The organism is Lysinibacillus sp. K60 (assembly GCF_019731275.1).
GTDB lineage: Bacteria > Bacillota > Bacilli > Bacillales_A > Planococcaceae > Lysinibacillus > Lysinibacillus capsici.
Genome location: NZ_JAASJR010000002.1, coordinates 39,923 through 60,558, shown reverse-complemented (window position 1 = coordinate 60,558; position 20,636 = coordinate 39,923). Strand labels below are relative to the sequence as shown.

The following is a 20,636-nucleotide window of genomic DNA, read 5'->3' as shown; positions in this document are numbered from 1 at the left end:
AACCTCCTTACCCTTTAACTTGTTGTTGACGAATTAAGTCGATATGATCTAATGCCTTACCTGTACCAATTGCTACACAGTCTAAAGGATCTTCTGCAATGAATACTGGCATATTTGTCTCTTGGCTGATTACTTTGTCTAAGTTTGTTAGCAGTGCCCCACCACCAGTTAATACAATACCGCGCTCCATTACATCAGCAGATAATTCTGGAGGTGTTTGTTCTAATGTTTTACGAACACCGTCAATAATAGAGGCAACCGCTTCACGTAAGGATTCAGAAATTTCCTGTGAAGAAATTTCGATTGTTTTCGGTAATCCTGTTAACAGGTCACGTCCTCTAATATCCATTCGTGCTTCTGGTCCTTCTGCCAATGCAGTACCAATTTCCATTTTTACGGCTTCCGCTGTACGTTCACCTATTGTTAAATTATACGTTTTACGGATATACGAAATGATGGATTGATCCATTGCATCACCACCAACACGGACAGATTCACTCGTTACAATACCACCTAAAGAAATAACGGCAACTTCTGTTGTACCTCCACCGATATCAACAACCATTGACCCTGTAGGATCCCATACAGGAAGATTTGAACCGATTGCTGCTGCAAATGGCTCTTCGATTGTGAACGCCTCTTTTGCACCTGCTTGGCGTGCAGCATCAATAACAGCACGCTGCTCCACTGAAGTAATACCATAAGGTACACAAATCATAACATTTGGTTTTTTCCAGTTGCCTCCAGAGTTTTTACATGCTTCTTTTAAATAATACTCGATCATTGCTGTTGTAATATCGAAGTCAGCAATAACGCCATCTTTCATTGGACGAATCGCTACGATTGAGCCAGGTGTTCGACCAATCATATTTTTCGCATCATTACCAACGGCAACAATATCCCCTGTTTTTGTATTTTTTGCTACAACTGAAGGTTCACGTAATACGATCCCCTTTCCTTTAATAAACACTAATGTATTCGCTGTGCCGAGGTCAATCCCGACATCTTTGCTTCCTAGTCCAAACAAATTGTGTACTCCCTTTCTATATAAGCCATACTTTCGTTGACATCCAATATATTTGACGACAATGTATAGGAAATTGAATTGTGTAAATACACAATTGACTCCTTTCAAAGTCCATAACACCTGTCAAAGTTTTTTATCTCCATCAGTTGGTAGTTTACACCTATGAAAAAACTACACACTCATTCACCTCACCACCAATTTTGATGGGAGTCCTCCCTGAATAAAGATAAAATTCATACCGTTCATTATAACGGAAAAACGCAAGAATTTGTAGTATCACATACTTCATCTCACAGAAAAGATACTATTTTAATTCCCTCTTAAACTAAAAATAGTACGTATAGATTAGCATATAATTTTTATTCCCATAAGACAATGTGTATCAGGCTACCAATTTTTGTGAAGATAATTGCTTTTCTATGAATACATTAACGTTATGTAAGAAAAAAGGTTCGCCAATATACCACAAAAAAATACAAAAAATTTTTAGGCCTGGTTATAATTAAGGCCATTTGTAATAGAGTTTTCTATACAACGAAATGGTGTAATCATAAAAAACTCTGCATATTGTATGCAGAGTTCAGACTGTAGACAAAAGCCCTCGAGAAGTTCACTCTCGAGGGCTTTTATCATTTTTCTTCCTATGTCGTCTTGATATTTGGTAATATATTACCAAATCCAACATACTCTTCGAGCATAGTTGCTCTCTTAAGCTACTTGCCACGTCCAAGTAGCCAGTTTCTTTAAATTCATGGCAGCAAAAGTAAGCATCGCCTGCATGGACAATTTTTTTAGACCTCTTAAGGTTGTCCATCGCATACCATGCTTTTCCTTTGCATCGGCAAAGACACGCTCAATCGTTTCTTTGCGCTTTGCATAGATTTGTTTGATGTCATAGGAATGGCGTAAATGTTCTGCTTCCTCCACATACGATTCCCAAATATGACGTTGAATGAGTTTTTGATGATGCTTACTTTCTGTACATTGGGATAGGCTTGGACACTTCGCACAAATCAAAGGATTCGATTTATATTGACGATACCCTTCTTTAGTCGTTGTCGTATACTTCAATATCTGTCCTTGTGGACAAAGATAACAATTATAGTGCTCATCATATATATACTCATGCTTTCGGAAGAATCCATCTCTCGTTTTAGGACGTGTATAAGGAAGAACAGGCAACATTTGATTCTCTAATAAAAAGTTTGTAATGGCGGGTGTTTTATAGGCTGCATCTGCCGCAACAGCTAATGGTTTTTGAACGTTTTCAATGACTCTTTCCACAAGTGGCTGTAATACATGACTATCGTGCACATTTCCCGGAGTCACAATGGCACCCAAGACAAAGCCCTTTTCATCTGTCGCTGCATGAAAAGAATACGCAAACTGTTTTGTACGTTCATCCTTCATGTAATATCCACTTTCAGGATCTGTCGTGCTTTCCTTTATTTCTTTCCATTCTTCTTTTTCAAATTTCTCCGGGGAAAAGGGCTTTTTTCCGTGTTCCTCACGATCAATATTTAACTCCAACTCAATTTTTTCACCCGAAACGATATAGAGGATGAAGGGGAGGATGATGGGAGAAAGGAGGGTATCAATTAAAATAATCGATAAGCCTAACGGTAAGTTCCCTTTGCAAATATTGATCCAAATAACACTCGTTACGCCTGTTGGGAGTGCAACCGCTAAGACAAAACCAACAGTCAACAAATGGTCATCAAACAAAACGGTGGATAAGAAATATGCCCATAAAGGCATCAAGAGATGAAGAAAAAGGATGGAGGATAAAATGAGTACTGGGTGCTTCATGAAAATTTTTACATCTTTAAATTTCATATGTAAGCTTCCTGAGAATGTCATGAAGGCTAATAGCCAGGAGACAAGGAATAATAAATGATGTCCAATGCTTTCTAAGAATACACCTACAATTAAGCTTAATGGTGTCAGGATCGCAATGTATTTTTGGAGAAATACATTCAGTTTTTCTAACATACAAAGACCTTCTTTTTTATCTGATTTTATCACTTTTTTATAATAGTAGGTAAATTTACCGTAAAAAAAGCAGAAGGTTTACTCCTGCTAATAATTTACATGTTTTTTATCTGTTTCTTTAGTAAACGGCATCCATACAATGCCTAAGATCAATAAAATATTACCTGTCCACCTAACCCATAAGTAATAAGGATGGTCTTTTAAAAAGTACAACGAGGCTAGAATAATAAGCATCCCAATCCCAATCATCAATTTTAAATAAATCGGAGTTTTTGCCATTCTACTGCCTCCTTTCTGTCTTTTCATGAACATGAATCTATATCACTCTTTTTCCTATCCAATGCGCAGTAAAGACAATGGGGAAAAATAGTATACCAAAAGGCAGGCTTAGTAAAACGATATGCCAAGTAAGGATGCCACTAGTAAACAAAGATTTAAATAAAATAATACTATAGGGAATAATAATGATGGCTGATGTTATCGCTCCTGGTGTGATAGAGCGAAAAAATAGCGATTGTCCAATATGGGTAAAAGCATGGATAAAGAAAACAAGTGTGACAGCTGTGAAAAAATAAATAGTAAATGCGACTCCGTTTAGAAAATAGTAGTTAGCCAGAATGGTAGAGAGACTGACAAACAAGAAGATAAATAATACAGCAACAGCAAATTGTGCGGTGCTCATTGAAAATTGTTTTACCACTTTATCGGCTATTTTTGGGGGTAATCTTTCATACAGCTTATGACGATTATTTTGTAACCATTTCTCTACCATAATAATTTCTTCAAAATCATGGATAATAAATAAAATAGGAAACAACCAAATAAGTGTTTGTACATTCAACCATTCCATATAAATACATCTCTCCTTATCACTATGCTGGAAGTGTTACTAAAAATACCGTATTTATATAATATATGTTAATAATGATATATTGAAAATAGAAAAAGTTGTAAGCTAAGATTCATTTTTAATTGATTTATTAAGAAATTGGGTATGAAGCTGTGAGTGAAATCGATAAACGTAATAGACTAAACGAGGAGCCATTCACGTTATGAAGGAAAGCAAATTAAAATCGTCAAGTAGAAAGAGGCTGAGCGTCTACTAGCAAACATTCAGCAGGTGGAGGGGCAGATAAAGGAAGTCCAGCTATTGTTAGCTAAAATTACGGGTAATTTTAAACGGGGTTTCGAAAAATTGGCTAAACATAAAAAAGGGAATAAAGTTTAAAAAAAGATTTATTGAGATAATAATTATGCAAAGCTAATATCAACGTACTGGAGTGGTTTTTTCTTTTTAAGGCCAGAGTTAAGGGGATTAAAACAATTATTTACTGTATGGTTCTCTTTTATAAAAATACAAGCACTTGCTTTGTCCAATGAGAAGGGGAGATAAATTAACGAACAATTATCGGATTTGAATTTTTTGTTAATTATTAGCTCATTTTACCATTTAGCCGATAACCTATGATATTCTATATTAGAATAATAAATTAGGAGGCGGTAATATGTATTACAGCAATGGTAACTATGAAGCTTTCGCACGTCCTAAAAAACCTGAGGGAGTCGATGAAAAATCTGCTTATCTGATTGGCTCAGGTCTAGCCTCACTGTCAGCAGCATGTTTTTTAATTCGTGATGGCCAAATGAAAGGTGAGAACATTCATATTCTTGAAGAGTTAGATATTTCAGGAGGAAGTCTTGATGGCATACTTAATCCAACGAGAGGGTTTATTATTCGCGGTGGACGAGAAATGGAAGATCATTTTGAATGCTTATGGGATTTATTCCGTTCCATTCCTTCGTTAGAAGTAGAAAATGCTTCGGTTTTAGATGAATTTTACTGGCTCAATAAAGAGGATCCTAATTATTCAAAATGTCGATTAATGAAGGATAGAGGCCAAAGACTAGAGGATGATGGCAAGTTCACCTTATCAGACAAATCCTCAGAAGAAATGATTAAATTATTCTTTACGCCTGAGGAACAATTAGAGGATAAAAAAATCACAGATGTTTTCTCTGAAGAATTTTTTGAATCGAATTTTTGGCTCTATTGGTCCACAATGTTTGCGTTTGAAAAATGGCATTCTGCGATGGAAATGCGTCGTTATATTATGCGCTTCATTCATCATATTGGCGGATTACCAGATTTATCGGCCTTGAAATTTACAAAGTATAATCAGTATGAATCGCTCGTGCTTCCAATGATTAACTATTTAGAAGGTCATAATGTTGATTTCCAATATAATACGGTAGTAGAAAATGTTTTAGTTGATAGGGTAGGAGACAAAAAAGTAGCTCATACATTGGTGTTAAGAAAAGACGGTGTGAAAAAGAATATTGAACTAACAGAAAATGAGTTAGTGTTTGTGACAAATGGTAGTATTACAGAAAGTACAACATACGGGGATAATAATACGCCAGCCCCTATCAATAAAGATTTAGGTGGCAGCTGGTCCCTGTGGAAAAATATCGCTGCCCAAGGTGAAGAATTTGGTCGACCAGAAAAGTTCTGCGATAATCTGCCAGAGGAAAGCTGGTTTGTTTCCGCTACCCTGACAACATTAGATGATCGAGTGGCTCCATATATTGAAAAAATCAGTAAAAGGGACCCATACGCTGGTAAGGTCGTAACAGGAGGAATTGTCACTGCTACCGATTCTAATTGGATGCTAAGCTATACATTGAACCGACAACCTCACTTTAAAAATCAACCAAAGGACCAATTAGTTGTTTGGATTTATGGCTTACTATCAAACAAGCCAGGTGATTTTATTAAAAAAAGTATTACGGAATGTACAGGCATTGAGATTGCACAAGAGTGGTTATACCATATGGGTGTACCAGTGGATGAAATTCCAGACATTGCACAAAATTCTTGCAATACGATTCCATGCTATATGCCTTACATCACTTCTTATTTCATGCCAAGAGCAATGGGTGATCGTCCACTTGTTGTGCCAGAAGGGTCTGCTAATTTAGCCTTTATTGGCAACTTCAGTGAAACAGCAAGAGACACTGTCTTTACTACGGAATATTCCGTAAGAACGGCGATGGAGGCAGTCTATCAACTATTAAGGATTGACCGAGGTGTGCCAGAGGTGTTTGCGTCTGCCTTTGATGTTCGCACATTATTAGCATCAACGGCTCGTTTGCTGGATGGTAAAAAACTAACAGATATTGATGCACCATTTATCTTAAAGCAAATCGGTAAATTGGGTATTCATAAAACAAAGGATACAATCATTTATGATTTACTGAAAGAAAGTAAACTAATATAGTGTTGAAAAATAGACAAAGCAGTTTGAGGGGCTTTGTCTATTTTTTTATAGCCAATCCTTTACATAGGCAAGTAAACCGATAAACGCACCTAACCCCATGCCAATAAAGACAGGCACGACGAGGTTGGCTTTCTTTTGTACGGTTTTCATTTCTTCCATTGAAATCCCTTCTTTCTCATCACATACTTAAAATTCTAAGCGCATGGTCTGGTTCGTATCCTTGAACCCGTGTTTTTCATATAAGGATTTAGCGCCTTTATTTTCAGTCAATACATTTAACTCCAAATAGTCCAAGTGACGATAGGCTGCCCATTTTTTCGCTTCATCTAATAAAGCAGAGCCAATTCCTTTGTTTTGGTAATGCTTGCCAACAATCACATCCACAATAAAAGCATATTTGTGTTCAACCAAGCAAGTATAGGGTGGGGTCGTTGTTTCTTGAATTAGCAAAAAGCCTACTACTTCGTTCTCGAATGTTGCGATTAAAATATCTGAATCATCTTCAATGATCGTAAACCTGATAAAGTTGGCATCTTGTTTGGCAGGTTTGATATATTTAGGTTGAAGAATGGACATCTCAAAAAAAAGCTCTTGGTATAAACGCTCAATTTGTGGAATTTCATCGAGCGTTGCAGTTTTTATTTCCATACTATCCCTCCGTCAGTTTTAGCATCATAGTAAGTAATATTTTACATTAATGGTTGATTAATAGAAAGGAGAAGGCACATGAGGTTATGGCATATAGATTTAATTGCATATCTACCAAAAGGACAACTACTGTCGCAGTGGAGAGAGCTAAATAGCATATTTGCGAAAGAGGATCAGCATATACTGATTAACTATATATACGAATACCCGAAAGAAGACTTGTATTTGTATACCGAAAAAGTCATGGATGAAATGAAGAAGCGGGGTTACCAAATTCGAACCTTCGAAAAAAAGAATAACTACTTTAAGGGTTTAGGCCCAGTAAAGGATAGGAGACCCTTTCAACAGCATCATAATCAGGAATATCTTGAAATATGTTTTTATAATTTAAAGGAGAAATTTATAAGAGGCCAGAAGGATTATGAAGAAGAAATGTATCAGCAATTATGCACATATGTAAATAACGTGCTTTAACTAGGAGGGGAATACATGCTAAGAGCGATTATATTTGATGTAGATGGAACGATTTTGGATACAGAGCAAGCGATTTTACAGTCATTGCAAAGAACCTTACGAGAAGAAACACAACAGGACTATCCGTTTGAGGCGCTACGATTTGCTTTAGGCATCCCAGGAAAAGATGCATTGCAGAGGCTCAACGTGGATGACATAGAGGCTGTGCATCAGAAATGGTCTGCGGCTGTGCTGGATTTTTCACATGAAGTGGCTGTTTTCGAAAGTCTAGAGGAAGTTATTCAGCACCTTGCAACAAAGCCGCTACAATTGGGTATTGTCACTTCTAAAACAGCGCAAGAGGTAGTGGATGAGTTTGAGCCGTTTGGGTTAAGTGAGTATTTCCAACATATTGTAAGTGCCAGTGATACGGAAAAGCATAAACCAAACCCAGAGCCGCTGTTAAAATGTCTGGACGCATTACAGGTAGCACCAGAAGAGGCCATCTATATCGGTGATTCTATCTATGATTTTCAATGCGCAAAGCAGGCAGGTGCTAAATTTGCCCTTGCCCATTGGGGAGCCAAATCCACCACTGGCTTTGAGGAGGCAGATTACGTTTTTTATGAGCCAAAGGATATTTTAGCAATCGTTAAGTAGCATGAAAAATAGAAGATGGTATCCTATATTTCACATCATCTTTGCCTATTACATGGTAGGTGGAAGGTAAATGTTTAAAAAGGTTAAGACAGTTAAATTCCCTATATCTAAATTGTTGTCAGTCGCCTGATAAGATTTGAAATTTTAATGAAAGAATATGGAGTTGCGTAGGCAGCTCTTTTTTCTTTCTTGAATAGTGGTATCAGAAAATTTATAAGAAAAGTAATTGACACCCAAACTACTCGGTGTTACTATGTAGTTGTAATAAGTAATACTTAATAGCTTCTCGAAAGCGAAAAAATTTTACCTAAGTACTAAGTTGTACAGAATAGTAAAGCAAATAGAGGTGGTTCTGCATATGGAAAATTTAACAGAGATGCTGAAGGGGTCCCTGGAAGGCTGCGTACTGGAAATCATTAGCCGTCATGAAACCTATGGATACGAAATTACCCGACGCCTGAACGAGTTAGGGTTCACTGAAGTCGTGGAAGGGACGGTCTACACCATCCTCGTGCGTTTAGAGAAAAAAAAACTGGTGAATATTCAAAAGAAACCATCAGATATGGGACCACCCCGCAAGTTTTACTCACTTAATGAGGCTGGACGTGACGAACTAAAATTATTTTGGGAAAAGTGGGATTTTATCTCGTCAAAAATCAATGCTCTAAAGTCTTTTTAGTTTCATATGATAATGCGTCTGATCTTTAGCTTGATAATACAAAGGAGGAAACTATCGTGATTGAATTGTTCAAAAAAATGATGGGTGATAAAAAAGAGTACAAGATGATGATGGCACGGGTCGAACAACTACCAGAGGATTACCAATTTGTGTTTAAAAAAATTCAAAACTACATGTGGAATTTCACAGTGGGTAATGGGATGGATATGCTGCATATGCAATATGAATTGATCGAGTTGTTCGAGGCTGGGGCAGCAGAAGGCAGGAAAGTGCTGGAAATCACTGGCGAAGATGTAGCGTCTTTTGCTGATGAGCTAGTGGCAAACGCAAAAACCTATATCGCCAAGTATCGTGAAGATTTAAACCAAAGCATTTTAAATCGATTAGGAAAAAAATAAATGGGTCAGTAATACCGACTGAATAGCTACTTGTTCATTGTTGCCTTCGCTATTCAGTTTTAATTTCAAGTGGTACTAAGTTATACAGATTATCAGTCAGACTGAGTAGTTAAGGAAGGGCAATCTACTCTGCAAAAAAAGGGAGGAAAAAGGATGATTGAAGGTGCGATTTCTGTAAAAGGGTTAAATAAATCTTTTAAAGAAAAGGAAGTTTTAAAGGGCGTGGATTTTGAGGTGCGGCGTGGCGAAATTTTCGCATTGTTAGGCTCAAATGGAGCAGGGAAGACGACGATAATCAATATTCTCTCCACATTGATGAAGGCTGATGGTGGCAAAGTAGCGATTTGTGGTTTTGATGTCCAGCATCAACCAGATCATGTTCGTCAAAGCATCAGCCTGACAGGGCAGTTCGCCACTTTAGACGGTACGCTCACAGGGCGAGAAAACCTGATCATGATTGCCAAGTTGCGAGGGGTTTCCAATCCCGCTCAAACCGCAGACAATCTACTCGCAAGATTCAGCCTGACAGATGCAGGCAATCGTCGGGCAGACAATTTCTCTGGCGGGATGCGGCGCCGACTTGACATTGCCATGAGCATGATTGGGACGCCAGCAGTTATATTTCTAGACGAACCAACTACAGGGCTTGATCCTGAAGCACGAATGGAAGTCTGGGAAACAGTCAAGGAGCTTGCCGATGGTGGCACGACCATCTTGCTAACGACCCAGTACCTGGAGGAAGCCGAACAACTGGCGGATCGTATTGCCATCCTACATGAAGGAAAAATGATAACGACAGGCACCCTTCTAGAACTTAAAGAGATGTTCCCACCTGCGAAAGTAGAGTACATTGAGAAGCAGCCAACACTGGAGGACATTTTCCTCGCCATCATTGGTAAAAAGGAGGAGATTTAAATGAAGAGTAAAACATGGGTATTGCTAGGGCGTTTAATGCGTAACATTATGCGCAGTCCTGATACAATAATCACGGTGGCGATTACGCCAATTATCATGATGCTACTATTTGTCTACGTATTTGGTGGCGCAATAGACACAGGTACAGCCAACTACGTTAATTATTTATTGCCAGGAATCTTGCTGATGGCAATTGCATCGGGCTGCGCTTACACTTCCGCGCGGTTGTTTACAGATAGAAAGAGTGGGCTGATGGCACGTTTTATCGCCATGCCCATCAAGCGCTCGTCTGTATTGTGGGCTCATGTGTTGGCCTCGCTTATTTCCAACGCGCTTACTGTTGTAGTTGTTATCCTTGTTGCGTTGTTGATGGGTTTCCGTTCTAGTACGGATCTCTTGAATTGGTTTGCGGTAGCTGGCATACTAGGGCTGTTTACGCTAGCACTGACATGGTTGGCAGTCATTCCTGGATTGGCAGCAGGCACGATGGAGGGGGCAACAGCTTACTCATACCCGCTGATTTTCCTACCTTTTATCAGTTCTGCCTTTGTTCCCACGGAAACCATGCCTACAATTATCCGTTCGTTTGCTGAGAACCAGCCCGTTACCTCAATCGTCAATGCAATTCGTGCCCTCTTATATGAAGGCTCTGTTAGTAATGATATCTGGCTCGCTCTTATGTGGTGCATCGGCATCATGGTCATTGCTTATTTTTTCGCCATTAAACAATTTAAACGCCAGTTAGGCTAAATTCGTCATTATCAAGTAAGCCATACGAAAAAGTCGATTTCTTATTATATAGAAAATCGACTTTTTCTCGCTTCTATTCAATTTAAAGGGATAAAGACAATGCTAATTTCGAAAATGATTTCGTGCTAGCAGTGTAGCTGACTGATATTCAGAAGGCAACTCGTCCTCAAAATAAATCGCTTCTACTGGACAAACTAATTCACAAGCGCCACAATCAATGCAAAGATCTGGATCAATTACATATTGGGTACCTGTCATAACAATGCAATTTACTGGACAGACATCCAAACAGACAGCCGCTTTTTCATCCCTGCATAATTCTGTAATTACAAATGCCATTATAAATCCTCCTATACAGACAACTGGTGTTTTAATTCTTCGGGTGAGTGTTTCCAATACGCTTCATTAAATTCAGATAAAAACTGATAAAGTAGCTTTTTTGAATGACTATCCATATGCTGCAAAAGAAATTTCCCTTTCAGTGCCTTATCTAAAAAATTTACCTGCTCTGGCAAAGATTTATAGCCAAGCTTAATACGACGTTCTTCCTTTGATACCCGTACTTCACTTGCGGTACATCCCGCATAATAGGGGCCATTTTGATTAACCTGAATCGCTACCCAAACTATCCAGTAACGATAATAATCGCTGCTAGCATGGGCTAGGTCAGGGGAAAAACGAACTTTTTTTTCAATTTTACTTCGTCCGTGTAAGGCGTCTAAATCTATAAACACGTGCTCTTTTTCACAATCTATAATAATTGACGTTACATTATTTAGATCAAGGGTACCTACTCCGTAACCTCCATCTCCGTCAGTTGAATCGTTACTTAAAATTGTAAAATGCATTTTCTCTTTCATAGAAGTCACCTCGACACATTTGTATTTCCTTATTAATAAATAGTTAATCGGTCTGAACATACAGTTTTGCTCATAGCAAAAATCGCATAAAAAAAACATCACTGTACGCTGCGTTGTACAAGATGTATACCTGCTGGTAATTTTTCAAGTACAAAACTAACAAACACATTACGTATAGTTTTTATAAATTAAGATACTTGAACGTTTTAGTAGTAATTTTTTTCTATACGTAACGGTTGTCTAGGATTTCTCCTAATACTTTTATAGTTAAAAAGTATAAATACAATATACCGTCTAACATCAATGATTGTCTTCAGACTAATGTCTGAAATGTTATGTATTGGAAATTTGACGATAATTCAGTGATTGGACCTTTAATTAACGGAACGTGGTTGCTATCAATTTTGCCCTTTCTTTTTAATTGGTAGAAAGCAAGTATCTGTAAAAGAGACAAAGACTCCTGTGTTGAAAAACAGCTTTTTTTCTTTAAGGAAAATAAAATTGCTTGTTGTTGTAACAACAATAGTGTACGATACATAGTATAAGTTATACAGTGTATGTCATATAGTAAGTGAAATTGAGGTGAGTAAATGAGTACGTTACTGAATTCATTAATGACAGAACTTAGGAGAGGAACACTGACATTAGCAGTTTTAAGTCAATTACGAACACCGCAGTATGGATATTCACTTGTTCAATTATTAGAAGATTCGGGCATTAACATCGATCAAAGTACCTTATATCCATTGCTTCGCCGTTTAGAAAAACAAGAGTTAGTGACAAGTAGCTGGGAAACCTCTGAGAGTAGACCCCGCAAGTATTATGTATTAAGTGAATATGGATTAGACGTCTTTTTGCAATTGAAACGAGAATGGATTAATAATTCAAAAGAACTTTATGAGTTACTAAAAGGAGATGAGGATAAAGATGAATCTGACTGAAATTTATATTCAAGAAGTCACGCGGAGGCTGCCTGAAAAAAATCGTGAGGATATTGCACTTGAGTTACAATCAATCATTGGGGATATGCTGCCTGATGATTACAATGAGCATGATGTAAAGGAAGTGCTGGAAAAGTTAGGGAACCCAGCGGCGTTAGCGAGCGGTTATCGTGATCAACCAATGCATTTAATTGGCCCTCGCTATTTTGATGTATACCTCTCGCTACTAAAAATGATTATTCCCATTGCCGCTGTCATTGCGGTCATCTCCATGATTGCTGAATATTTTATTGGATTTGGTGGGGAAGAAGCAGTTATGAATGCTGTCCTCAATATGATGGGTGAAGGAATATGGAGGATCATTGAAGTAGGCATACATGTCTTTTTCTGGCTAACACTTGTATTCGTCATTTTGGAACGAACAGATAAAGGAAAAGAGCAGCATCCATTATCAGCAAGTCTTAAAAAATGGACTCCTGAGGATTTGAAAACCGTCATTTATATTCCGAAGAAAAAAGCAATTACCAAGCTTGAAGTATTTGGCTATTTAATGTGGACGGCCATTTGGGCAACACTATATTTTTATGCAAATCATCTTTTAGGTATATATGAAGGTGGTGGAGAGGGTCTCAAATTCGTAACGCCAGCTTTAAATCAGGATGTTTTACTTCGTTATTGGCCCATTGTAATCGTTGTCATTGCTCTCGAAATTGGGTTAGCTCTCTATAAACTACTGAAAGGGCAATGGACGAGGAAAGTGGCAATCTTTAATACAATTGTGGAGCTTTTCGCAACCGTTGTATTCATTGTGATAGTAAGTAATCCGAATTTAATGAACCAAGAAAGTATCACGTACATGAGTAAATTATTTACCACATCTACTAAGCAATTTGAAATATGGCTAATTGGCGGCATAATTATTATATTTGTTGTATCTGCGGCAATCAGTATATTCGACGGCTTCCGCAAGGCACGAATTCGGTAATTCATTGTTGTTTATCATTATTAGTACACAACCATGGATACCTTACTTAAAGATGGCCTCCGTATAGAGCCATCTTTTTCTTTTGAAATCTACGTAGGATGAAGTGAAATTACATAAATAAACAGTGGGGGAATTAAAATGGATTTACTAATTGGAATAGCAATTGTACTAATTGTGTTTTTCTCTTCAAGCATAATAGAGAAAAAGTTAAAATCGATTGAAAGGCAAAACAATCGCATAATAGAAATAATAGAAGAAATAAGAGATAGAAAATAAATAGATAGTTTACCAACAGTAAAGTTTAGTATAACGATGAAATACCCCATCAAAAAAATCTAGCTTTGACGGGGTGCTTTTATCTGCCAAAGATGAAAAAATCGCACGACATTCAATAAAGGGACAAGTCTATGATTTTAATGGGAAGGTATTATTCAGGCGGATATTTATACGTTTTGAGATGCGTGTGATGAATCAATTTAACATCTGGTCCTGAAGAAATTTCATAGGTCATTTGATCCCTTCCAATAGGAATCCATTGTCCGCCATCCGTAGGTTCAATTTCAAATGTAATTTGCATGTTAAAGCCTCGGAAATGATTTCTTTTTGTATCAATTACTTCAATTTTCCATGGCGTAATATGAGGGGAAACATCCTTCCTAATCGTTGAATAATAATTGGTCAAATCTTCTTCAATATAAGGAGTAAGCAAAAGCATGAGCATATCCTGCAATCTCAGCTCGTTAGAATCCTGTGTTGGTTCAGCTGTTGAAGCGGGTATTGTTTGAAATGAAGTAATTAGTACAAGGGAGAATATAAAAAACAGTAAAATCTTTTTCATTTTCTTCCAAACACCTCTTTGTGATCTTTCCCTAATGCATTGTATTGTTACCTTTTTGGAATGAAGTATGTATGATCGAAGTAAAGGTGTTCGAATATAGGTTATACAAACAATTGAAGATATTTTCTGACATGTCGATTGGCAAAAATAAGTTGCAATACGGTTCATCATAATAAATGGTGTGGAACCAATCATTTTGCCTTGCTATATTTTGATCAACATAGGTATTCGATAAAAAATTTAAAATAACTTCTAACATAAATCTACGTCCCATCATTATGTATTGGATGGCGATGAAGTGTGCGATAGGCAAAAAAATAGAAGGGACACGATTGGAAGTGCCCCTTAGTAACAAATCGGGAGGTGCCATGTTAAACGAATTCGCTTAACACTAATTCTATTTATATGATAATAATACTTGGTTTTATAGACCATCATCTTGCATATGCTAAAATTTACACGTCGTAGCGAAGAATGGCTGTTATCCAGTCCTTTACTAATAGTTTCCATTGGAGCTGTGAACTGTCTAAGGGAAGAGAGAGACTTTGCAGCTCTTTAGGGAGCAAGTGTATTTTATGACGTATTATTTCATTGTCAGGTGATTCTGTATCAATAAATAAAAGATAGCGTCCAATTAAATCTTCCTTATACATAGATGGATAATCAAGGGCTTTTAATACACGTGTAGAAAATTCCACACCATTTAGGTTTACTTCAAAATGTCCCCGCACATTAAATTCACAGTGAATATGTATACCAGATAATCGACGTAGCGCTTGTAGGAAAGCAGCTAATGTTCTTTCACTAATGAAATAGGTTTTCCAATAGTATTGACTCTCTTCGTGTTTACTTGAATTAGCATCATATGTATCATATCTTATTTCTAATGTTTCTTCGGCTTCGTCAAATTTTTTCCTAGTGAGGTAGTGCCGTGCAATTTTTTTAATGGTGTGATGATCTAAGTCACATCCATAGCTCAGAATAGTTACTTGTCTACGTTGTGCTTTGGCGAATAACCGCATTTCCAAATTTGCATCATTATTTAAATCCCAGCCATAGCGTGGGTTGTAATGAATACATGTACTTTTGTTCATTGCGACCTCCTTTTTGCCATGTCTACTACCATTATAAATAATTTTGTCTAATTTTTCCTTATTTTTCTTTTAAAAATGAAACTTTTGGATTTTTAGTTTCGTATAAACTGGAAAATACTTTTTTAGGAGGTAATTATGGCTAAATGGAGAGGCACAATCCTTCTTTGTACATTGCTACTAACAGCCTGTACAGCGGAAACCGTTCAACCTAAAGAACAAATACAGGAAGAGCGAAACGATGAAAATATGGTGGTCACAAAGGATGGCAAGATAACCTTTGAGATTAAGAATGAGATTGGTGTTCCACAAGATAAAGTAGAGGCTATAAAGGATGAAATTGTGACAGCATACGACCACATAAAGGATTCTATACATACTTCCTACACGCCATCTGAGCACATTAACGTATGGTTTAAGGAAGACGGTCTATCCTGGGGGTTTGCATCGAAAATCGAACTAACTGGTGTTAATGAAGATATCTATCCACTAGTCCATGAAATGACCCATTCTTTACTTGGCTATGGCAACAATTTTGGATCAGACCATGGCTATTTTACACAAGAGGGTTTTGCGAGTTATATGGAGGATCAATATGGAAAAAATAAATTATACTTTGAAAAATACATGAAGCATTATTTGGATTCAGATAAGTTAATTCCCATTAGTAAGTTAATTGATCCAAATCAAGATGATGTCTATTTTCGCCCAGCACTTTCAAGTGAAGAACAGAATCGAGTCATGATGGAGATGAGCTACACGCATGCGGCATCATTTGTTAAATACTTAATTGATACCTACGGACTCGAAAAGTTTGAACATATATACAACGAGAAAGAACTAGCGCAAAAATTAGAGGAAGTTTACGGAAAGAGTAGTAGTGAGTTAGAAAAGGAATGGTTAGCATTTATTCAAAATCAACAAGGGTTTACTCATGAGGAAAAATTTAAATCAGGAAATTTTTATGATATGAATACAATTCTTCTTCAAATAGACCCAAAATATTTTGCCAAGGAATAATATTTTTCTAAATATTTAAGTAAACCCAAGTGCTCTTTATTTGGAGCTCGTGGGTTTACTTGTGTATGAATTCGGATGAAACTGTCTATGTAATAAATGAACGCCCAGTAAAACGCACAGACCACCAATGATTCTTAATAATATATTTTTGAGAAATACAGTATCGTCAACCGTAATGACAATCAACAAAGGGCCAACCATAATCAATGCGATGCCTAGCAATGCTTTAATTACTCTCAACATGTAGAATTCACCTCAAATTTACCTTTTCTGATTTGATTATCGCACGATTGTCTGAAAAGGAAAAGGGTCACTAGGCTGGTAAAGTGACCCTTATAAAATAGCTAGTATGACCTTACAAACTTTAGGAGTCTGTAAAAGGTTAGGTGCTAATTGGGATGATTAGTACATGAAAGAAGCGCCAACAATAATTAAAAGAATGAATAGAACGACGATTAATACGAATGTTGAACCGTAATAGCCGCCACCGCCAGAGTCGCCGCCATAATAGCAGCTGTTGTTCATGTTACCTACGTTTCCGTTGTATCCCACTGAAAATCCCTCCTTTCTACAACCTATAATATGTGTGCTGGCAGAAAGGAGAAATGGTATTTACCCTATGGTTCTAAAAAATGCTGAAAACATACTTGTAAATTACTTTTATAGAAGAAGGCTTTTCATTTACTTAATTTTTATTTTTTTACATAATTAGAGAGTGGTGTTTTAGGTTTGCAAGTAAAGTTAGAAAAGAAAGCGGGCGTTACATGCTAAGGGAAAAGCTAAAGCAAAAAATCATAAGTGAACCAACTGAATGTATGGCTTATTTAACAGAATTAGTGAAGTCAAATCGAATTTATGATGGGGAAGTATTGGCAATCATTATAGATGTTATAAAAAATGGGCATGATCAATTAACCAACACGCAGTGGGATGTCTTGTTAGATAAGGGTTTACTACCTGATCTTTATGTAGAATGTGATGGCTGTGAAGATACCATTCCCTGGTCAGAAATGTACCGTGCGATTTTTATAGCGAGAGATCATTATTGTCCCTTTTGTAGATATTTAGCAAATAAAGAATACAAGGTTATTAGACTAGGATGGTTGAGGCAATAATGAAATGGTTCATAATAATTGCCGAATGGCTATTGTTTTTATATGTGTTAATTTGTCTATTGAGCTTTAACATAATTCACCTTGGAAACCTTCTCTATGTGGATATGCCACACGAAGAACCGATGACTGTGACAACATCCTTTGCGCAGACATCACTGTTTATTATAGGTATAGGTGTTGTTTGTTTTTTGTATATGAAGTATTTAAGGGGTAGTAATGCTTATAAAAGGTCAAAGGCAGTGATCTGGGGAAGTCTATTTGCCTGCCAAGTATTGGCAAGCGGTTTTTATTTGTTCATGCGATATGGGCTTATATGGAATCAGCATGAAGCAATGGAGCTTTTATTATCGACTTTGATTAGTTTCATTTTAACCATTCAGGCAGTTATGAAATATTACGTGTGTAAAAGGACCGAAACTTGATTGTGTATAAAATGCAGGAACGATTGATGGCAGTGAAATAGTCAAAATATAGGTGCGAATTTATCTGTTAAATATTAAAAAAGGAGAGAGCAAATTTGCTATAAAATGAAGAATATAGGTGAGAAATATGAAAAGAGGATTTAAACGCATTATGTTAATTATATTTACAATTATTATTTCATTATTGGTGTTGATTCTTACTTTGAGCTTTATTAATCATAAAATACAATTATCAAAAGAAGAGGGACGATTTGTTCCAACTGGGCAACTTGTAGAAGTTAATGGTCATCAAATGCACGTTTATGCAGAAGGAAAAGGAGAAGATACCCTTGTTTTTATGTCTGGTGGTGGTACGAGCTCACCTGCATTAGATTTTAAATCTCTTTATACTTTGTTAAGCGATAAATATAAAATTGTTGTTGTTGAAAAGGCAGGTTATGGATTTAGCGAAGTCACAGATATTGACCGAGATATTGATACAATTCTAGCTGAAACAAAAGAGGCACTTTTTAAATCAGAAATTGAAGGTCCATATATTTTATTCCCTCATTCGATGTCTGGCATTGAAGCCTTGAAATGGGCGCAAGACTACCCTGATGAAATTAAAGCTATTATTGGATTAGATATGGCTGTTCCTGCTGTATATGAAGAAATATCTATCAATATGTTCCTCGTTCGATTAGGTGCTTTTACTGCTAAGACTGGTTTGATCAGATGGATTCCAAAACTATCAGAAAGTGACGCAATAAAATATGGGAATTTAACAGACGAAGAGAAAGAGTTGTATAAAGTAATTTTTTATCGAAGAACATTGACTAAAGATATGGTTAATGAAATAGATCATATAAAAGCAAATGCACAAAAAGTCAAAAAAGTGGGAATCCCGAACATTCCTATACTTTTGTTTTCATCGAATGGTGAGGGGACTGGTTTTGACAATCAAAAGTGGAATGGAATTCAAAATGACTTTATTAATAGGATTGATAAAGGTAAATTAATTGAGTTAGATTCTTCACATTATGTTCATAGTATTGACTATGAGCGAATAGCTGAGGAATCAGAGGCCTTTATAGAAAGTTTACATCGTTACTAGCATATGAGGAGGCCATATGTTGAAAAATATAATATTATTTTTTTCTCTACTAGCTGTTTTGTTAGTTACTTCGGGTTGTTTGAATGAAATGGTTGGGCAAAAAATAACTGTACAAAAACGAAGTGGTGAAGAAAATATTTTGAAGACTTTAAAGAATTCAATCAAAAAAACAAGTGGAAAAAGCGATTGATATAGTGAAAAATGCTAATTGGATAAATAAAAAAGTAGAAATGGCACGCTATATGCGGACTACCAATTTCAATTTTTATTTAAGAACAGTAGCGAAAACTAAATAGCCTATTATTCGCTTTGGGTTAGCCAAAATGGTGAAAATTTAGAAATTGTTACGGACAGCGATAAATATGTGGAATTAGCAAAGCGAGATTCAGAAAATCTCTATAAAATTTTAACAGGAGAAAAATTAATAAAGTAATGCCATGTCCTGAATACGCTTCAACTAACAGAGTCTTGACTTGAAGACCAATGGTAATTTAGTTTGAAGAGCTTTGTTTGACTTGCGTTCAACAAACGGGCCAGATTGTTGAGGAACATTCTTTAACGAAAGGTTCGAAAACGATGCTTTGGAGATTTTTACAGTTACACTACATTTTAAAAATAGCATCTATTGTGCATCCGTATGGAAGCTGCTCTTTTTCAGCGTAGATGTTCACGTAAAATGTGATTTTTGCGTTGCCAACAGTATGCGTTTCTTCCTTATCTGCGTACACTTCAAAAAAATCAATCGTGTAATGTTTATACCCATCTTTCTCCATGTAACACCAAACTTCATTAGCTTTTCGTGGATCAAGGCCATTACTATGTAAAAACTCGATAAGCATATTATTTTTCATAATTTGCTCCGCATAAAAAATACAATCCTCACATATGCAATGATTGACAGTACCAACAAGTTCTCCATTCGCATAAAATTGCTCATTTAATTGTTTCGTGTTCATTATGTCCTCCAATAGATTAATGGTTTAATTTTATCAATAATTCAAAAATTTTTGCACGTTTTTTTTATTCAAATAACGAAACAGATTGTTGGAAATTAATGTAATATATTTGAAAAATATTTGGATAATATATGTTAGAATGGTTATTAATTATACAATTATCGATTAAATTGTTTCAAGGAGGTTATTTATGAAAATAACAGAAGGCTATGGCAAAGTGATGATAGATGATTTTGAATTTTATGGTGAAATTAAACAAGATAAATGTTCTAAATGCAACTATAATTTAGTATATTACGATGATTTTGATTCTTATTTTTGTCCTAATTGTAATAGTTGGACTGAATCAAAATGTAGTGACCCTACTTGTAAATATTGCTCTAATAGACCAGAAACACCTTTAACTCACAAATAACGAAATTAAACTTCCATGAAGGGACTCAATCATCTTCCATTGTCTATGGAGACATGCTAATTTTGCCCTTCGTTGATGGCTAACTGAATGCTCAGTAATA

Annotated in this window: 26 protein-coding genes and 2 pseudogenes; 16 read left to right on the top strand and 12 right to left on the bottom strand. The window is 36.4% G+C overall.

From position 1 onward, the window contains the following. Positions 1-7: 7 nt before the first annotated feature. From HCH28_RS04050 to HCH28_RS04030, 5 genes and pseudogenes are all read right to left on the bottom strand, one after another. Positions 8-1,027 carry a rod shape-determining protein gene (locus tag HCH28_RS04050; protein ID WP_004226654.1) on the bottom strand — a complete coding sequence of 340 codons (1,020 nt, stop codon included), beginning with the start codon at positions 1,025-1,027 and terminating at the stop codon, positions 8-10. A 708-nt stretch (positions 1,028-1,735) separates the two neighbouring features. Further along, positions 1,736-2,569 (bottom strand): annotated as a pseudogene (locus HCH28_RS04045) (IS1182 family transposase); the annotation flags it as partial. Further along, positions 2,552-2,887 (bottom strand): annotated as a pseudogene (locus HCH28_RS24890) (bile acid:sodium symporter family protein); the annotation flags it as partial. The pseudogenes HCH28_RS04045 and HCH28_RS24890, both read right to left, overlap by 18 nt. Positions 2,888-3,106: 219 nt before the next feature. Beyond that, the gene (locus HCH28_RS04035) at positions 3,107-3,298 is read right to left on the bottom strand and encodes a hypothetical protein (RefSeq protein WP_221679898.1); all 192 of its coding nucleotides are present in this window, start codon (positions 3,296-3,298) and stop codon (positions 3,107-3,109) included. Positions 3,299-3,335: 37 nt separating this feature from the next. Further along, entirely contained in the window at positions 3,336-3,869 is a 534-nt protein-coding gene (locus tag HCH28_RS04030) for an HXXEE domain-containing protein (protein WP_221679897.1), read from the bottom strand. 655 nt (positions 3,870-4,524) lie between these two features. On the opposite strand from HCH28_RS04030, the gene HCH28_RS04025 reads away from it, so the two are divergent. Further along, a complete protein-coding gene (locus tag HCH28_RS04025) occupies positions 4,525-6,297 on the top strand; it encodes an oleate hydratase (RefSeq protein WP_221679896.1) in 1,773 nt (590 codons plus the stop codon). Positions 6,298-6,483: 186 nt separating this feature from the next. Here the strand turns inward: HCH28_RS04025 and HCH28_RS04020 are convergent, their stop codons facing one another. Continuing rightward, entirely contained in the window at positions 6,484-6,945 is a 462-nt protein-coding gene (locus HCH28_RS04020; RefSeq protein ID WP_004228553.1) for a GNAT family N-acetyltransferase, read from the bottom strand. Between the two features lie 78 nt (positions 6,946-7,023). Here HCH28_RS04020 and HCH28_RS04015 point away from each other — a divergent pair, with 78 nt between their 5' ends. The 6 genes from HCH28_RS04015 (at position 7,024) to HCH28_RS03990 (ending at position 10,800) form a co-directional block, all read left to right on the top strand. Continuing rightward, the gene (locus HCH28_RS04015) at positions 7,024-7,419 is read left to right on the top strand and encodes a pyrimidine dimer DNA glycosylase/endonuclease V (protein WP_221679895.1); all 396 of its coding nucleotides are present in this window, start codon (positions 7,024-7,026) and stop codon (positions 7,417-7,419) included. A 15-nt stretch (positions 7,420-7,434) separates the two neighbouring features. Beyond that, complete coding sequence (locus HCH28_RS04010) at positions 7,435-8,058, top strand: HAD family hydrolase (RefSeq protein WP_221679894.1); 624 nt, start codon at positions 7,435-7,437, stop codon at positions 8,056-8,058. 358 nt (positions 8,059-8,416) lie between these two features. Then, a complete protein-coding gene (locus tag HCH28_RS04005) occupies positions 8,417-8,737 on the top strand; it encodes a PadR family transcriptional regulator (RefSeq protein WP_004228545.1) in 321 nt (106 codons plus the stop codon). 56 nt (positions 8,738-8,793) lie between these two features. Continuing rightward, positions 8,794-9,135, top strand: a complete 342-nt coding sequence (locus HCH28_RS04000) for a DUF1048 domain-containing protein (RefSeq protein WP_036080890.1) — start codon at positions 8,794-8,796, stop codon at positions 9,133-9,135. Positions 9,136-9,288: 153 nt separating this feature from the next. Further along, positions 9,289-10,050, top strand: coding sequence for an ABC transporter ATP-binding protein (locus HCH28_RS03995; protein ID WP_221679893.1), 762 nt, complete (start codon positions 9,289-9,291; stop codon positions 10,048-10,050). Next, positions 10,051-10,800 carry an ABC transporter permease gene (locus tag HCH28_RS03990; protein ID WP_221679892.1) on the top strand — a complete coding sequence of 250 codons (750 nt, stop codon included), beginning with the start codon at positions 10,051-10,053 and terminating at the stop codon, positions 10,798-10,800. A gap of 102 nt (positions 10,801-10,902) precedes the next feature. On the opposite strand, the gene HCH28_RS03985 is transcribed toward HCH28_RS03990, so the two are convergent. Both HCH28_RS03985 and HCH28_RS03980 read right to left on the bottom strand, forming a co-directional pair. Continuing rightward, a complete protein-coding gene (locus HCH28_RS03985; RefSeq protein WP_221679891.1) occupies positions 10,903-11,139 on the bottom strand; it encodes a DUF362 domain-containing protein in 237 nt (78 codons plus the stop codon). Between the two features lie 11 nt (positions 11,140-11,150). Then, positions 11,151-11,660, bottom strand: coding sequence for a YwhD family protein (locus tag HCH28_RS03980; RefSeq protein WP_221679889.1), 510 nt, complete (start codon positions 11,658-11,660; stop codon positions 11,151-11,153). Positions 11,661-12,250: 590 nt separating this feature from the next. Here HCH28_RS03980 and HCH28_RS03975 point away from each other — a divergent pair. The 3 genes from HCH28_RS03975 to HCH28_RS03965 all read left to right on the top strand — a co-directional run bounded on the left by HCH28_RS03975 (position 12,251) and on the right by HCH28_RS03965 (position 13,862). Beyond that, positions 12,251-12,601 (top strand): PadR family transcriptional regulator, encoded by a 351-nt coding sequence (locus HCH28_RS03975; protein ID WP_016994532.1) that lies wholly within the window; start codon positions 12,251-12,253, stop codon positions 12,599-12,601. Further along, positions 12,588-13,586, top strand: a complete 999-nt coding sequence (locus HCH28_RS03970; RefSeq protein ID WP_221679887.1) for an HAAS signaling domain-containing protein — start codon at positions 12,588-12,590, stop codon at positions 13,584-13,586. The genes HCH28_RS03975 and HCH28_RS03970 overlap by 14 nt, the downstream gene beginning before the upstream one ends. A gap of 138 nt (positions 13,587-13,724) precedes the next feature. Beyond that, on the top strand, positions 13,725-13,862 hold the full coding sequence (locus tag HCH28_RS03965) for a hypothetical protein (protein ID WP_221679885.1): 138 nt from the start codon (positions 13,725-13,727) through the stop codon (positions 13,860-13,862). Between the two features lie 151 nt (positions 13,863-14,013). On the opposite strand, the gene HCH28_RS03960 is transcribed toward HCH28_RS03965, so the two are convergent. Both HCH28_RS03960 and HCH28_RS03955 read right to left on the bottom strand, forming a co-directional pair. Further along, a complete protein-coding gene (locus HCH28_RS03960; RefSeq protein ID WP_221679883.1) occupies positions 14,014-14,424 on the bottom strand; it encodes a DUF3888 domain-containing protein in 411 nt (136 codons plus the stop codon). 455 nt (positions 14,425-14,879) lie between these two features. Further along, positions 14,880-15,518, bottom strand: a complete 639-nt coding sequence (locus tag HCH28_RS03955) for a hypothetical protein (protein WP_221679881.1) — start codon at positions 15,516-15,518, stop codon at positions 14,880-14,882. Positions 15,519-15,653: 135 nt separating this feature from the next. Between HCH28_RS03955 and HCH28_RS03950 the strand changes: the two genes are divergently transcribed. Then, positions 15,654-16,535: a gluzincin family metallopeptidase gene (locus HCH28_RS03950; protein WP_221679879.1), complete on the top strand. Its 882-nt coding sequence runs from the start codon at positions 15,654-15,656 to the stop codon at positions 16,533-16,535. Between the two features lie 402 nt (positions 16,536-16,937). Here HCH28_RS03950 and HCH28_RS03945 read toward each other — a convergent pair whose 3' ends face one another. Further along, positions 16,938-17,060, bottom strand: a complete 123-nt coding sequence (locus tag HCH28_RS03945) for a YjcZ family sporulation protein (RefSeq protein WP_081456919.1) — start codon at positions 17,058-17,060, stop codon at positions 16,938-16,940. Positions 17,061-17,299: 239 nt separating this feature from the next. Here HCH28_RS03945 and HCH28_RS03940 point away from each other — a divergent pair, with 239 nt between their 5' ends. From HCH28_RS03940 to HCH28_RS03925, 4 genes are all read left to right on the top strand, one after another. Then, entirely contained in the window at positions 17,300-17,650 is a 351-nt protein-coding gene (locus HCH28_RS03940) for a hypothetical protein (protein ID WP_221679877.1), read from the top strand. Beyond that, complete coding sequence (locus HCH28_RS03935) at positions 17,650-18,072, top strand: hypothetical protein (protein ID WP_221679875.1); 423 nt, start codon at positions 17,650-17,652, stop codon at positions 18,070-18,072. The genes HCH28_RS03940 and HCH28_RS03935 overlap by 1 nt, the downstream gene beginning before the upstream one ends. A gap of 127 nt (positions 18,073-18,199) precedes the next feature. Beyond that, positions 18,200-19,165 (top strand): alpha/beta hydrolase, encoded by a 966-nt coding sequence (locus HCH28_RS03930; RefSeq protein ID WP_255600872.1) that lies wholly within the window; start codon positions 18,200-18,202, stop codon positions 19,163-19,165. 19 nt (positions 19,166-19,184) lie between these two features. After that, complete coding sequence (locus tag HCH28_RS03925; protein ID WP_221679873.1) at positions 19,185-19,355, top strand: hypothetical protein; 171 nt, start codon at positions 19,185-19,187, stop codon at positions 19,353-19,355. 412 nt (positions 19,356-19,767) lie between these two features. On the opposite strand, the gene HCH28_RS03920 is transcribed toward HCH28_RS03925, so the two are convergent. Further along, the gene (locus HCH28_RS03920) at positions 19,768-20,121 is read right to left on the bottom strand and encodes a hypothetical protein (RefSeq protein WP_221679871.1); all 354 of its coding nucleotides are present in this window, start codon (positions 20,119-20,121) and stop codon (positions 19,768-19,770) included. Positions 20,122-20,311: 190 nt separating this feature from the next. On the opposite strand from HCH28_RS03920, the gene HCH28_RS03915 reads away from it, so the two are divergent. Continuing rightward, positions 20,312-20,536, top strand: coding sequence for a toprim domain-containing protein (locus HCH28_RS03915; protein ID WP_004228499.1), 225 nt, complete (start codon positions 20,312-20,314; stop codon positions 20,534-20,536). Positions 20,537-20,636 lie beyond the last annotated feature (100 nt).

Coding starts and splice junctions, on each gene's coding strand:
- HCH28_RS04035 (WP_221679898.1), bottom strand. CDS start 3,298: ATGGCAAAAACTCCGATTTATTTAAAATTGATGATTGGGATTGGGATG.
- HCH28_RS04030 (WP_221679897.1), bottom strand. CDS start 3,869: ATGGAATGGTTGAATGTACAAACACTTATTTGGTTGTTTCCTATTTTA.
- HCH28_RS04025 (WP_221679896.1), top strand. CDS start 4,525: ATGTATTACAGCAATGGTAACTATGAAGCTTTCGCACGTCCTAAAAAA.
- HCH28_RS04020 (WP_004228553.1), bottom strand. CDS start 6,945: ATGGAAATAAAAACTGCAACGCTCGATGAAATTCCACAAATTGAGCGT.
- HCH28_RS04015 (WP_221679895.1), top strand. CDS start 7,024: ATGAGGTTATGGCATATAGATTTAATTGCATATCTACCAAAAGGACAA.
- HCH28_RS04010 (WP_221679894.1), top strand. CDS start 7,435: ATGCTAAGAGCGATTATATTTGATGTAGATGGAACGATTTTGGATACA.
- HCH28_RS04005 (WP_004228545.1), top strand. CDS start 8,417: ATGGAAAATTTAACAGAGATGCTGAAGGGGTCCCTGGAAGGCTGCGTA.
- HCH28_RS03995 (WP_221679893.1), top strand. CDS start 9,289: ATGATTGAAGGTGCGATTTCTGTAAAAGGGTTAAATAAATCTTTTAAA.
- HCH28_RS03990 (WP_221679892.1), top strand. CDS start 10,051: ATGAAGAGTAAAACATGGGTATTGCTAGGGCGTTTAATGCGTAACATT.
- HCH28_RS03985 (WP_221679891.1), bottom strand. CDS start 11,139: ATGGCATTTGTAATTACAGAATTATGCAGGGATGAAAAAGCGGCTGTC.
- HCH28_RS03980 (WP_221679889.1), bottom strand. CDS start 11,660: ATGAAAGAGAAAATGCATTTTACAATTTTAAGTAACGATTCAACTGAC.
- HCH28_RS03975 (WP_016994532.1), top strand. CDS start 12,251: ATGAGTACGTTACTGAATTCATTAATGACAGAACTTAGGAGAGGAACA.
- HCH28_RS03970 (WP_221679887.1), top strand. CDS start 12,588: ATGAATCTGACTGAAATTTATATTCAAGAAGTCACGCGGAGGCTGCCT.
- HCH28_RS03965 (WP_221679885.1), top strand. CDS start 13,725: ATGGATTTACTAATTGGAATAGCAATTGTACTAATTGTGTTTTTCTCT.
- HCH28_RS03960 (WP_221679883.1), bottom strand. CDS start 14,424: ATGAAAAAGATTTTACTGTTTTTTATATTCTCCCTTGTACTAATTACT.
- HCH28_RS03955 (WP_221679881.1), bottom strand. CDS start 15,518: ATGAACAAAAGTACATGTATTCATTACAACCCACGCTATGGCTGGGAT.
- HCH28_RS03950 (WP_221679879.1), top strand. CDS start 15,654: ATGGCTAAATGGAGAGGCACAATCCTTCTTTGTACATTGCTACTAACA.
- HCH28_RS03945 (WP_081456919.1), bottom strand. CDS start 17,060: ATGAACAACAGCTGCTATTATGGCGGCGACTCTGGCGGTGGCGGCTAT.
- HCH28_RS03940 (WP_221679877.1), top strand. CDS start 17,300: ATGCTAAGGGAAAAGCTAAAGCAAAAAATCATAAGTGAACCAACTGAA.
- HCH28_RS03935 (WP_221679875.1), top strand. CDS start 17,650: ATGAAATGGTTCATAATAATTGCCGAATGGCTATTGTTTTTATATGTG.
- HCH28_RS03930 (WP_255600872.1), top strand. CDS start 18,200: ATGAAAAGAGGATTTAAACGCATTATGTTAATTATATTTACAATTATT.
- HCH28_RS03920 (WP_221679871.1), bottom strand. CDS start 20,121: ATGAACACGAAACAATTAAATGAGCAATTTTATGCGAATGGAGAACTT.
- HCH28_RS03915 (WP_004228499.1), top strand. CDS start 20,312: ATGAAAATAACAGAAGGCTATGGCAAAGTGATGATAGATGATTTTGAA.